Origin of the sequence: Kitasatospora sp. NPDC048286, assembly GCF_043201735.1 — a bacterium.
In the GTDB taxonomy this organism is placed as follows: domain Bacteria; phylum Actinomycetota; class Actinomycetes; order Streptomycetales; family Streptomycetaceae; genus Kitasatospora.
The window spans coordinates 1-14003 of record NZ_JBICZE010000036.1 but is presented as its reverse complement, the minus strand read 5'-3'; the positions used below and the strand labels follow the sequence as shown (position 1 = coordinate 14003).

The 14003-nt window shown below is 74.6% G+C and carries 2 protein-coding genes; both read left to right on the top strand.

What is annotated here, in order from left to right; all coding sequences use genetic code 11:
- Positions 1–13055: SDR family NAD(P)-dependent oxidoreductase (locus tag ACGF13_RS40085; protein WP_392884568.1), on the top strand; the 13055-nt coding region annotated here is incomplete at its 5' end.
- A gap of 62 nt (positions 13056–13117) precedes the next feature.
- The coding region (locus tag ACGF13_RS40080; protein WP_392884570.1) for a beta-ketoacyl synthase N-terminal-like domain-containing protein at positions 13118–14003 on the top strand (886 nt) is incomplete at its 3' end.

The window sequence follows — 14003 nt, the reverse complement described above, 5'->3', positions numbered from 1 at the left end:
GCTTCCACGACGGTGTCCGGGCGCTGGAGGCCGCGGGCGTCACCCGTTTCGTGGAGCTGGGCCCCGACGCGGTGCTGACCGGGCTGGCCCGCGAGTGCCTGGACTCCGAGGAGGCCGTGCTCGCCGCCGCCACCCGGCGCGAGCGCCCCGAGCCGGACACCCTGCTCACCGCGCTGGCCCAACTGCACATCGCCGGCTGCTCGCCCGACTGGGGCACCCTGTTCCCGGGGGCCGCCCGGGTTGACCTGCCCACCACTGCCTTCCAGCGCAGCCGCTTCTGGGTCGAGCTCCCGGCCTCGGTCGGTGACGTCGCCTCCGCCGGCCTGGACTCCACCGAGCACCCGCTGCTCGGCGCGGCCACCATGCTGGCGGACTCGGACGGCGCGGTGCTCACCGGGCGGCTCTCGGTGCGCACCCACCCGTGGCTGGCAGACCACGTGGTCGGCGACCGGGTCGTGGTGCCCGGCACCGCCATGGTCGAACTGGCCATCAGGGCCGGCGACCAGGTCGGCTGCGGCCACCTGGAGGAGCTCACCCTTGAGGTGCCGCTGGTCCTGCCCGAGCAGGACGGCATCCGGGTGCAGGTCACCGTCGGCACCCCCGACGCCGCCGGCAGCCGTACGGTGAGCGTCTACTCGCGCGCCGAGAGCGCGGCCGCCGAAGTCCCGTGGACCCTGCACGCCTCCGGCCTGCTCGGCCAGGCGCCCGCGCGCACGGGTGAACGCCTCACCGAGTGGCCGCCGGCCGGTGCCGAGATGCTGGAGACCGCCGGCCTCTACGAGCGGCACGCCGCCTCAGGCCTGCACTACGGCCCGACCTTCCAGGCCCTGCACGCCGCCTGGCAGCGCGGTGACGAGTTGTTCGCCGAGGTCCGCCTGGCCGATCGCCCGGCCGCCGACGCGGGCCGGTTCGGCCTGCACCCGGCCGCCTTCGACGCCGCACTGCACGCGCTCGCCCTGCTCGGTGACGGCTCCGACGACGAGACCGCCCGCCTGCCCTTCATGTTCTCCGGCGTCTCGCTGCACGCGGTCGGCGCCTCGGTGCTGCGGGTGCGGCTGCTCGCCACCGGAGCGCACTCCTTCGCCGTCGACCTGGCCGACGCCACCGGCGCCCCGGTCGCCTCGGTGACCTCGCTGGCCTCCCGCCCGCTGACCAACCTGCGCCGGCAGCAGGGCCCTTCGAGCGACGCGCTGTTCCGGCTCGGCTGGAGCCCGATCCAACTGGCCGAGACGGCAGACGAGGCCGACTACCGCCTCCTGCACAGTGTGGCGGGCAACGACGCCGAGGCCGTCCGGGCGGCCGTCCACGTGGCGCTGGCCGCGGCACAGGACGAGGACCCACGGCCGCTGATCGTGGTCACCCGCGGCGCGCTCTCGCTCGCCGGGGAGGAGGTGGCCGACCTGGCGGGCGCCGCGGTGTGGGGCCTGCTGCGCTCGGCGCAGTCGGAGAACCCCGACCGTTTCGTGCTGCTGGACCTCGATGCGGACGCCGACGCCGAGGCGCTCGCCGCCTCCGTACTGGCCAGTGGTGAGCCGCAGGTGGCGATCCGCGCCGGCGCGGCCCGCGCCGCCCGGCTGACCGCCGCCGAGCTCACCGCCGAGGCCGCGCCGGAGCTCGACCCCGAGGGCACCGTCCTGCTGACCGGCGCGACCGGGGGCCTCGGCCCGGTGCTCGCCCGGCACCTGGTCACCGCCCTCGGCGCGCGCCACCTGCTGCTGCTCAGCCGGCGCGGCGGCGCGGACGAGCTGACCGCCGAACTCACCGGGCTCGGCGCGCAGGTCACCGTCCGGGCCTGCGACGTGGCCGACCGTGCCGCGCTCGCCGAGGTGCTGGCCGAGATCCCGGCCGAGCATCCGCTCACCGCCGTGGTGCACGCCGCCGGGCTGCTCGACGACGGCGTGGTCGCCTCGCTGACCCCCGAGCGGATCGACGCCGTGCTGCGGCCCAAGGTGGACGGCGCGCTCAACCTGCACGAGCTCACCGCGGACGCGCCGCTGCACGCCTTCGTGCTGTTCTCCTCGGTCGCCGGGCTGGTGGGCGCACCGGGTCAGGGCAACTACGCGGCCGCCAACTCCTTCCTGGACGCGCTGGCCGCCCGGCGCCACGCGCTCGGCCTGCCTGCCCTCTCGCTGGCCTGGGGGCCCTGGGCCCCGGTCGGCGGCATGACCAGCTCCCTGGAGGAGGCCGACCGGGCGAGGATCTCGCGCGGTGGCATGACCGAGCTGTCCGCCGAGGACGGCGTGGCGCTCTTCGACCTGGCCCGGGCCACCGGGCTGGCGGCCCTGGCCCCGGTGCGGCTGAACCTGGCGGCGCTGCGCCGCCAGGGCGCCGCGCTCGCCCCGGTGTTCCGCTCCCTGGTGGGCCGTACGGTGCGCCGCGAGGCGGTGGCGGTCGAGGGTTCGGAGTTCTCCTTCGCCGACCGGATGGCCGAACTCGGCGAGCAGGAGCGCGCGGACGCGCTGCTCCAGCTGGTCCGGGGCCAGGTCGCGGCCGTGCTCGGGCACGCCTCCGCGGAGGCGATCGACCCGGGCCGGGCCTTCCAGGACCTCGGCTTCGACTCGCTGGCCGCCGTCGAACTGCGCAACGCCCTGACCGCCGAGACCGGCCACCGGCTGCCCGCCACGCTGGTCTTCGACTACCCGTCACCCGAGGCGCTGGCCGGCTACCTGGTCACCCGGTTCAGCGGCGTCAAGTCCGGCCCGCGCAAGGCCGCCCGGGCGAGCGCCGCCCGTACCGACGAGCCGATCGCGATCGTCGGCATGGCCTGCCGCTACCCGGGCGGGGTGACCTCGCCGCAGGAGCTGTGGGACCTGGTGATCGGCGAGAGCGACGCGATCAGCGCCTTCCCGGACAACCGGGGCTGGGACATCGACCGGATCTACGACCCGACCCGCGAGCGCCCCGACACCAGCTACGTCCGCGAGGGTGGGTTCCTGCACGAGGCCGGCGCGTTCGACGCCGGGTTCTTCGGGATCTCGCCGCGTGAGGCGCTGTTGATGGATCCGCAGCAGCGGTTGCTGCTGGAGAGTTCCTGGGAGGCGTTGGAGGGTGCGGGGATCGATCCGGTCTCGCTGAAGGGCAGCCGCACCGGTGTGTTCGCCGGGGTGATGTACCACGACTACTTCGGTGCGTTCGGCAGTGGCAGCATCGTGTCGGGTCGGGTGGCTTACACCCTCGGTCTGGAGGGGCCGACGCTGTCGATCGACACGGCGTGCTCCTCCTCGCTGGTGGCGCTGCACCTGGCGGCGCAGTCGCTGCGCGGCGGCGAGTCCACCCTCGCCCTGGTCGGCGGCGTCGCGGTGATGTCGACCCCGGACCCGTTCGTGGAGTTCAGCCGCCAGGGTGCGCTCGCCCCCGACGCGCAGTGCCGCCCGTTCGCCACCGGCGCCGGCGGCACGGTCTGGGGTGAGGGCGTCGGTGTCCTGGTCCTGGAGCGCCTGTCGGACGCCCGCCGCAACGGGCACCAGGTGCTGGCCGTGGTCCGCGGCACCGCCGTCAACCAGGACGGTGCCTCCAACGGGCTGACCGCGCCCAACGGGCCCTCCCAGCAGCGGGTGATCGAGCAGGCCCTGGCCAACGCCGGGCTGTCGGCGAGCGACGTCGACGTGGTCGAGGCGCACGGCACCGGTACCACGCTGGGCGACCCGATCGAGGCGCAGGCCCTGCTGGCCACCTACGGCCAGGACCGTGGTGAGGACCGACCGCTCTGGTTGGGCTCGATCAAGTCGAACATCGGTCACACCCAGGCGGCGGCCGGTGTGGCCGGCGTGATCAAGATGGTCCAGGCGATGCGCCACGGCGTGCTGCCCAAGACCCTGCACGTGGACGAGCCCTCCACCCACGTGGACTGGTCGGCGGGTGAGGTCCGGCTGCTGACCGAGGCCCGGGCCTGGCCCGAGGTCGAGCGGCCGCGCCGGGCCGGGATCTCCTCCTTCGGGATCAGCGGCACCAACGCCCACACCATCATCGAGGCCGTCACCGAGCAGGTCGCCGAGCAGCCGGAGACGAGCGCGGCGCCGACCGCGGCCCCGTGGTTGCTCTCCGCGAAGTCCCGGGCGGCGCTGCCCGCCCAGGCCGAACGGCTGCTGGCCTTCGTGGACGCCAACCCGCAGCTCGCGCCCGCGGACCTGGCCCACGCACTGGCCACCACCCGTACCCACTTCGAGCACCGCGCGGCCATCGCCGGCGCGGACCGCGCCGAGCTGCGCGACTCGCTGGCCGCGTTGGCCACCGGGCGCACCGCTCCCGGGCTGGTCGAGGGTACCGCCACCGGCTCCCGCCCGGTCTTCGTCTTCCCGGGCCAGGGCTCCCAGTGGCAGGGCATGGCCACCGAGCTGCTGGCCTCCTCGCCGGTGTTCGCGGCCGCGATGGCCGAGTGCGCCGCCGCCTGTGCGCCGTTCACCGACTGGGACCTGCTGGCCGAGCTGAACGGCCCGCTGGACCGGGTGGACATCGTCCAGCCGCTGCTCTGGGCCGTCATGGTCTCGCTGGCGCGGACCTGGACCTCGTACGGGGTGCGCCCCGCCGCGGTGATCGGGCACTCCCAGGGCGAGATCGCGGCGGCCGTGGTGGCCGGTGCGCTGTCGCTGGAGGACGGCGCCCGGATCGTCACCCTGCGCAGCCAGGCCATCGCCCAGGACCTGTCCGGCGGGGGCGGCATGATGTCGGTCGCGCTGCCCGTCGACCAGGTGGAGGAACGACTGGCGGCCTTCGACGGCCGGCTCTCCGTCGCCGCGCGCAACGGGTCGGGATCGGTCGTGGTCGCCGGCTTCGTGGACGCCCTGGACCTCCTGCAGGCCCAGCTCAAGGACGAGGGCATGCGGGTCAAGCGGCTGCCGGTGGACTACGCCTCGCACTCCGCGCAGGTCGAGGCGATCCGGACCAGGTTGCTGGAGACCCTGGCGGACGTCTCGCCGCTCCCCGCCGAGGTGCCGTTCTACTCGACCGTCACCGGCGGGCTCGTCGACACCACCGAGCTGAACGCCGAATACTGGTACACCAACCTGCGCCAGACCGTGCTCTTCGAGCAGGCCGCCGGGGCCGCGGTCGGCAAGGGCCATGGCGTGTTCATCGAGTGCAGCCCGCACCCGGTGCTCACCGTAGGCCTCCAGGAGACCTTCGACGGCGTGCGGGCGCTGGGCTCGCTGCGCCGCGAGGAGGGCGGCCCGGCCCGGTTCGCCGCCGCGCTCGGCGAGGCCTTCGCGCACGGCGTCGCGGTCGACTGGCGACAGGTCTTCGAGGGTCTGCGCCCGCGCCGCGTCGAGCTGCCGACCTATGCCTTCCAGCACGAGCAGTACTGGCTGGACAGCGTCTCCGGTAACGCCGACGTCACCTCGGCCGGTCTCACCCGGACCGACCATCCGATCCTGAGTGCGGCGATGACCCGCGCCGACACCGACGGCACCGTCCTCACCGGCCGCCTCTCGCTCAGCACCCACCCGTGGCTGGCCGACCACGTGGTCGGCGGGGAGCTGCTGTTCCCCGGCACCGGCTACCTGGAGCTGGCCCTCCAGGCCGCCGATCAGGTGGGCCTGGGCCGGGTCGCCGACCTCACCCTCCACGCCCCGCTGGTCTTCCCCGAGCACGGTGCGGTGCAGCTGCAGGTCGTGGTCGGCGCGGTGGAGGAGTCCAGCCGCCCGGTCGGCATCTACTCCCGCCCCGAGAGCGAGGCCGACGACGAGCCCTGGATCCGGCACGCCGACGGTGTGCTCGCCCCGGGCGGCGCGCCCGCCGAGCCGGAGCTCACCCTCTGGCCGCCCACCGGTGCCGAGCCGATCGATCTCGACGGGGTGTACGAACAGCTCGCCGAGGCCGGACTCGCCTACGGGCCCGCCTTCCAGGGCCTGCGCGCCGCCTGGCGCCTGGGTCAGGAGGTCTACGCCGAGGTGGCCTTCGCCCAGCAGGTGGACGGCTACGGCCTGCACCCGGCCCTGGCGGACGCCGCCCTGCACACGGTCGGCCTGACCGGTGTCGCCGAGGACGAGGCGCTGCTGCCGTTCGCCTGGTCCGAGGTGCGCCTGCACGCGACCGGCGCCAGGGAACTGCGGGTCCGGGTCAAGCCCTTGGGCCAGAGCGGCGCGGTGGAGCTGACGCTCGCCGACGCCGACGGCGCGCCGGTGGCGAGCGTCGGCTCGCTCGCCCTGCGCCCGATCCCGGCCGAACAGCTCGCCGCCGCCGCCAAGTCGGCGCGGGCGGGCGCGCTCTACCAGGTGGAGTGGATCACCGCGCCGACCCCGGCCGTCGACCCCGCCCACGACCCGGTGGTGCTGCGCAGCCCGGCGGGTACCAGCGCAGACGAGGTACGGGCAGCCGTGCACACCGTCCTCGACCAGCTGCGCGAGCAACTGGCGGGCGAGGCCACCGTGCTGGTGGCCACCGGCGCCGACCTGGCCGGTGCGGCGGTGGCCGGACTCGTCCGCTCGGCGCAGTCGGAGAACCCCGAGCGGATCGTCCTGGTCGAGCTCGACCAGGACCCGGCCTCCGAAGCGCTGCTGCCCACCGCCTTGGCCGTGGGCGAGCCGCACCTGGCGATCCGGGGCGGCGTCATCCGGCTGCCCCGGCTGGTCCGGGCCGAACCGGCCGCCGACCAGGAACGGTTGGAGCTCGACCCCGCGGGCACCGTGCTGCTGACCGGCGCGAGCGGCGCACTGGGCACCCTGATCGCCCGACAGCTGGTCACCGAGTGGGGGGTGCGGCACCTGCTGCTGCTCAGCCGCCGCGGCGCGGCCCCCGAGCTCGTCACCGAGCTCACCGAACTCGGCGCCGAGGTCACCACCGCCGCCTGCGACGTGGCGGACCGCGCGGCGCTGGCCGAGGCGGTGGCGAAGGTCCCGGCGGAGCATCCGCTGACCGCGGTGGTGCACGCGGCCGGGGTGCTCGCCGACGGCGTGCTCTCCTCGCTCACGCCCGAGCGGCTGGATGCCGTGCTGCGCCCCAAGGTGGACGCGGCCTGGTACCTGCACGAGCTGACCGCCGGTCTCGACCTCAAGGCGTTCGTCCTGTTCTCCTCGGCCGCCGCCACCCTCGGCTCGCCGGGGCAGGCCAACTACGCCGCGGCCAACGCCTTCCTGGACGCGCTGGCCGGCCACCGCCGGCGGCTCGGCCTGCCGGGCCAGTCGCTGGCCTGGGGCCTGTGGGCGCAGGCCGGCGGGATGACCGGCACGCTGGACGACACCGACCTGTCCCGGATCTCCCGGGGCGGCGTGGCGGCCCTGGCCACCGATGAGGGCTTGGCGCTCTTCGACGAGGCGCTGCACTCCCGGCACCCCGCCGTGCTGCCGATGAAGCTGGAACCGGCCGGACTGCGGGCCCAAGGCGACGTCATGTCACCGCTCTTCCGCGCCCTGGTGCGCTCCCGGCGCCAGGCCGTCTCCGGTCAGCCGGCCGCCGGCGCCGACTCGCTGAGCGGCCGGCTGGCTGCCCTCGCCGAGGCCGAACGCAAGCCCTTCCTGGTGGAGTTGGTGCGCAGCCAAGCCGCCTCGGTGCTCGGGCACCGCTCGGCTGAGGCGGTCGAAGCGCACAAGGCCTTCCGTGAGCTGGGCTTCGACTCGCTGGCCGCGGTCGAGCTGCGCAACGGCCTGGCGGCGGCCACCGCGCTGCGCCTGCCGGCCACCTTGGTGTTCGACTACCCCAACCCCCTCGAACTGGCCGGCTACCTGCTCGACCAGCTGGTCGGCACCCTGGCGGCCGTGCCGGTGCAGGCCGCGCCCGCCCGCTCGGAGGAGCCGATCGCGATCATCGGGATGAGCTGCCGCTACCCCGGCGGCGTGAACTCGCCCGAGGATCTGTGGAAGCTGGTCGTCGGCGAGGTGGACGCCATCGGCGAGTTCCCCACCGACCGAGGCTGGGACCTGGAGTCGCTCTACGACCCGACCCTGGACCGCCCCGGCACCAGCTACGCCAAGCACGGCGCGTTCCTGTACGACGCGGGCGACTTCGACGCCGACTTCTTCGGCATGGATCCGGAGGAGGCGCTGGTCACCGACCCGCAGCAGCGGGTCCTGCTGGAGACCGCCTGGGAGGCGCTGGAGCGGGCCGCCATCGACCCGGTCTCGCTGCGCGGCAGCGCGACCGGGGTGTTCGCCGGCGTGATGTACCACGACTACTTCGAGAGCTACGGCTCCGGCAGTGTGGTCTCGGGCCGGGTCGCCTACACGCTCGGTCTGGAGGGGCCGACGCTGACGGTGGACACCGCCTGCTCCTCCTCGCTGGTCGCGTTGCACCTTGCGGTGCAGTCGCTGCGCCAGGGTGACTGCACCCTGGCACTGGCCGGCGGGGTGACGGTGATGGCCACCCCGGGGACCTTCGTCGAGTTCAGCCGGCAGCGCGGCCTGTCGCGCGACGGGCGCTGCCGCCCGTTCGCGGACGCCGCCAACGGCACCGGTTTCGGCGAGGGCGCGGGCGTCCTGCTGCTGGAGCGGCTCTCGGATGCCCGCCGCAACGGCCACCAGGTGCTGGCCGTGGTGCGCGGCACCGCGATGAACCAGGACGGTGCTTCCAACGGCATCACCGCCCCCAACGGTCCCGCCCAGCAGCGGGTGATCCGCCGCGCGCTGGCGGCGGCGGGCGTGCCCGGCGGCGAGGTCGACCTGGTCGAGGCGCACGGCACCGGCACCACGCTGGGCGACCCGATCGAGGCGCAGGCCCTGATCGCGACCTACGGCAGCGAGCACACCGAGGAGCGCCCGCTCTGGCTCGGCTCGATCAAGTCGAACATCGGACACACCCAGGCCGCGGCCGGGGTGGCCGGCGTGATCAAGATGGTGCAGGCGATCCGCCACGGGGTGCTGCCCAAGACCCTGCACGTGGACGAGCCGTCCCGGCACGTCGACTGGACGGACAGCCACGTCCGGCTGCTCACCGAGTCGTTGGCATGGCCCGAGTACGACCACCCGCGCCGGGCCGGGATCTCCTCGTTCGGGATCAGCGGCACCAACGCGCACGTGGTGATCGAGGCCGCGCCCAGCGCTCCCGGTGAGGAGGCTGCCGTGCTGGTGGAGCAGCAGCCACAGGCTCCGCTGCTGCTCTCGGGCCACAGCCCGCAGGCGCTGCGCGCGCAGGCCGAGCGGCTGCTGAGCCACCTGGGCGAGCGGGCCGAGCTCGATCCGCGCCAGGTCGCGGCGGCGCTGGCGAGTGCCCGCGGCCACCACGCCCACCGGGCGGCGGTGAGCGGCGGTGACTGGGACGAGCTCCTGCGCGGCCTGCGGTCGTTGACCGAGGGCCATGCCTCGCCGAGCGTGGCGCTCGGCACTGCGACAGCGGGTCGCACCGCGTTCCTCTTCTCCGGCCAGGGCTCGCAACTGGTCGGCATGGGCGAGGAGTTGATCGATACGTTCCCGGCCTTCGCGGCCGCCTTCGAGGAGGTGTGCGAGCGGCTGGATTCGCTACTCGACCGGCCGCTGCGCGAGGCGCTGTCCTCGGCCGAGCTGCTGGACCGCACCGAGTACACCCAGCCCGCCCTGTTCGCGCTCGAAGTCGCGCTCTTCAGGCTGCTGGAGTCCTGGGGCATCCGCCCCGACCTGCTGGCCGGGCACTCCATCGGCGAGTTCGCCGCTGCCCACGTGGCCGGGGTCTGGTCGCTGGCGGACGCCGCCCGACTGGTCGCCGCGCGCGGCCGGCTGATGCAGGCGCTGCCCGCCGGCGGCGCGATGGTGGCGATCAAGGCCACCGAGGCCGAGATCGAGCCGCTGCTGACCGAGCGGGTGAGCATCGCGGCGGTCAACGGGCCGAGCTCCGTGGTGGTCTCGGGCGAGGCGACGGCGGTGCGCGCGATCGCCGAGCGGTTCGAGCGGACCAGGGAGCTGGCGGTCAGCCACGCCTTCCACTCGCCGCTGATGGAGCCGATGCTCGCCGAGTTCCGCGAGGTCGCCGCCGGGCTGGAGTACCACCCGCCGCGGATCGCCGTCGTCTCCACCCTGACCGGCGCGCAGGCTGCCGCGCAGGAGCTGTGTTCACCGGAGTACTGGGTGCGCCACGTGCGCGAGGCGGTGCGCTTCGCGGACGGCGTGCGGGCGCTGGAGGAGGCCGGTGCGTGCCGGTTCGTCGAGATCGGTCCAGGCGGGGTGCTGACCGCGCTGGCCGCCGAGAACCTGGCCGAGGGTCCGAGCGGTGACGCCGCGCTGATCCCGCTGCTGCGCAAGGACCGGCAGGAGTCGGCGGCGGTGCTCACCGCCCTGGGCGCCTTCCACGTTCACGGCGGCGCGGTGGACTGGGCGCGGCTGCTGCCGGCCGGTGCCGCGGTCGAGTTGCCGACGTACGCCTTCCAGCGCCGCCGGTACTGGATGGCGAGCGAGCCGGCGGGCTACCGGGCGACGGTGGACCACCCGCTGCTGGGCAGCGCCGTGGACCTCGCGGGAGGCGAGGGCACGCTGTTCACCGGACGGCTCTCGTTGCAGAGCCATCCCTGGCTGGCCGATCACGCGGTCGGTGGGGTGGTGCTGCTGCCCGGCACGGCGTTCGTCGAGATGGCGCTGGCGGCCGGCGCGGACCTCGGGGCCGGCGCGGTCGAGGAGCTGACCATCGCCGAACCCCTGCTGCTGCCCGAGCAGGGCACGGTCCGGCTGCAGTGCACCGTGCGTCCGGCCGATGCCGGGACCTGGACGTTCCAGGTGTACTCCCGCACGGCGGACGAGCTGGGGGCACCTCCCGGCCGCCAGGCCGGGGGACCGTGGACCTTGCACGCCACCGGGTTGCTGCGGGCCGCTTCGGCCCCGGCGCCCGGCACGTCGCAGGCCTGGCCGCCGGTCGGCGCCGAGGCGCTCGACCTGGAGGGGACCTATGAGCGCCTGGCCGAGCTCGGCGCCGAGTACGGCCCGCTGTTCCAGGGGCTGCGGGCCGCCTGGCGGCTGGCTGACGAGGTCTTCGCCGAGGTCGAACTCCCGCTGGAGACAGATCGGTTCGGCATTCATCCGGCACTGTTCGACGCCTCGCTGCACGCCATCGGACTGCGGGCGGGTGCGGCGGGCCGGATGAGCCTGCCGTTCGCCTGGAGCGGGGTCGAGCTGTACGCCGTGGGCGCGCGGGCGCTGCGGGTGCGGATCAGCCCGGCCGGCTCGGACGCGGTGCGGATCGAGCTCGCCGACGGGGCCGGTGCCCCGGTGGCCCGGGTGGAGTCGCTGGTGCTGCGCGAGGTCGCGGTGGACCGGCTGGCCACGGCCGGCGGCAACGACTCGCTCTTCGCCCTGGAGTGGACCGGGCTCACCGGCGGCCCGGTGCCCTCGGGCGGACACTGGGCGGTGCTCGGTACGCACCGGCGGCGGCTGCTGGACGCCTTGGCGGTGCAGGTCGCCACGGTCAGTACGGTCGCCGACCTCGACGAGCTCGCGGCGCTGGCCGACCCGGTGGACGTCCTGGTGCTGCCCTGGGCGGGCGGTGACGATCCGCGGGCGGTGCACGAGGGCCTGGCCGCGCTGCTCGGCCGCCTGCAGTCCTGGCTGGCCGACGATCGGTTCGCGCAGGCGACCGTGGTCGTGGCGACCAGTGGCGCGGTCTCGCCGACCGGTGAGGACGTCACCGACCTGGCCGCCGCGGCGGCCTGGGGGCTGATCCGCACGGCGCAGTCGGAGAATCCCGACCGGATCGTGCTGATCGACCTGGACGACCACGACGCCGACGACGAGGCCGACCCGGGTTGGCACCTGCTGCCGGCCGCCGTCGCCTGCGGCGAGGCGCAGATCGCGGTGCGTTCGGGTGTGCTCAACGTGCCGCGGCTCACCAGGGCGGCGAAGGCCGTACCGGACGCCCCCGTCGAGTGGAGCGGCCGGGTGCTGCTCACCGGCGGCACCGGGGCACTGGGCCGCCTGGTGGCCCGTCACCTGGTCACCGAGCACCGGGTGTCGAGCCTGCTGCTGCTCAGCCGGCGCGGCGAGGCGGCGCCCGGCGCCGCCGAGCTGCACGCCGAACTCGCCGGCCTGGGCGCCGAAGTGACCATCCTGGCCTGCGACCTGGCCGACCGGGAGGAGCTGGCCGCAGTGCTGGCGCGCTACCCGGTCTCCGCGGTGGTGCACTCCGCGGGCGTGCTGGACGACGGGACGCTCGCCTCGCTGACGCCCGAGCGGTTGTCCGCCGTGCTGCGACCCAAGGTGGACGCGGCCTGGCACCTGCACGAGCTGACCAAGGACCGACAGCTGTCGGCGTTCGTCCTGTTCTCCTCGGCGGCCGGTCTGCTCGGCAGCCCCGGGCAGGCGAGTTACGCCGCCGCCAACGCGTTCCTCGACGGCCTGGCCCTGCACCGCAGGGCGGTCGGCCTGCCGGCCACCTCGCTGGCCTGGGGCGCGTGGTCGGGCAACGGCGGCATGGCCGACCGGCTCAGCGAGGCCGACAGCCGCCGGATGGCCCAGTCGGGGGTGGGCAGCCTCAGCGAGGAGGCCGGCCTGGCCCTGTTCGACGCCGCGGTCGGCCGGGCGGAAGCCGTCCTGATGCCCGCACGGCTCGACCTGGCCGCCCTGGCCCAGGGCAACCGGGTCCCGCCGCTGCTGAGTCGGCTGGTGCGCTCCTCGTCCGCGCGGCGGGTGGCGCAGGCAGCCTCCACGGCCTCGGCCGCGCTGCGGCGCAGCCTGGCCGGGCTGGTCGGCCAGGAGCGGATCGCGCTCCTGCTCGAACTGGTCGGCACCCAGGCGGCCGGGGTGCTCGGGGTCACCGAGGTGGCACTGGACCGGGCATTCAGCGAACTCGGCTTCGACTCGCTGACGGCGGTGGAGTTCCGCAACCAGCTCAACGAGGCCACCGGGCTGCGGCTCTCGGCCACGCTGATCTTCGACTACCCGAACCCGATGGTGCTGGCCCGGCACCTGGAAGCCGAACTGGCCCCGGCCGAGGGCTCGGCCGGCGAAGTGCGGGAGACCGCGGTGCGCCAGGCGCTGGGCGCGATCCCGCTGGCCCGGCTGCGCGACGCCGGCCTGCTGGACAGCCTGCTCGAACTGGCCGGACTCAAGGCCGAGTCCGCCGCCGAGTCGAAGGGCGACGACGGCGAGAGCGGCGAGTCGATCGACACGATGGACATCGAGAGCCTGATGAACCTGGCCCTTGACGACTTCGGTGGACAGGAGGAGCTGTGACAGGGGGTACTCCGGTGGCGAAGAGTGGGAGCAAGGAGCAGCCGCAGAACCCGGGCACCAGGATGGTCGACGCCCTGCGGGCCTCGCTGAAGGAGACCGAACGGCTGCGGGAGCAGAACCGCAAGCTGACCGCGGCCCTGCGCGAGCCGATCGCGATCGTGGGCATGGCCTGCCGCTATCCGGGTGGGGTGACCTCGCCGCAGCACCTCTGGGAGCTGGTGACCGAGGGCGGGGACGGCATCACGCCGTTCCCCACCGACCGGGGGTGGGACGCCGACCTCTACGATCCGCGGCCGGGTCTGGAGGGCAGGTCCTACGTCCGCGAGGGTGGGTTCCTGCACGAGGCCGGCGCGTTCGACGCCGGGTTCTTCGGGATCTCGCCGCGTGAGGCGCTGTTGATGGATCCGCAGCAGCGGTTGCTGCTGGAGAGTTCCTGGGAGGCGTTGGAGGGTGCGGGGATCGATCCGGTCTCGCTGAAGGGCAGCCGCACCGGTGTGTTCGCCGGGGTGATGTACCACGACTACTTCGGCGCGTTCGGCAGTGGCAGCATCGTGTCGGGTCGGGTGGCTTACACCCTCGGTCTGGAGGGGCCGACGCTGTCGATCGACACGGCGTGCTCCTCCTCGCTGGTGGCGCTGCACCTGGCGGCGCAGTCGCTGCGCGGCGGCGAGTCCACCCTCGCGTTGGCCGGCGGTGTGACGGTGATGGCCTCGCCCGGCACCTTCGTGGAGTTCAGCCGCCAGCGCGGGCTCTCCCCGGACGGCCGCTGCAGGGCGTTCGCGGAGGGCGCGGACGGCACCGGCTTCGCCGAGGGCGTCGGTGTCCTGGTGCTGGAGCGGCTCTCGGACGCCCAGCGCAACGGGCACCAGGTGCTGGCCGTCATCCGTGGCTCCGCGGTGAACCAGGACGGTGCCTCCAACGGGCTGACCGCGCCCAACGGGCCGTCCC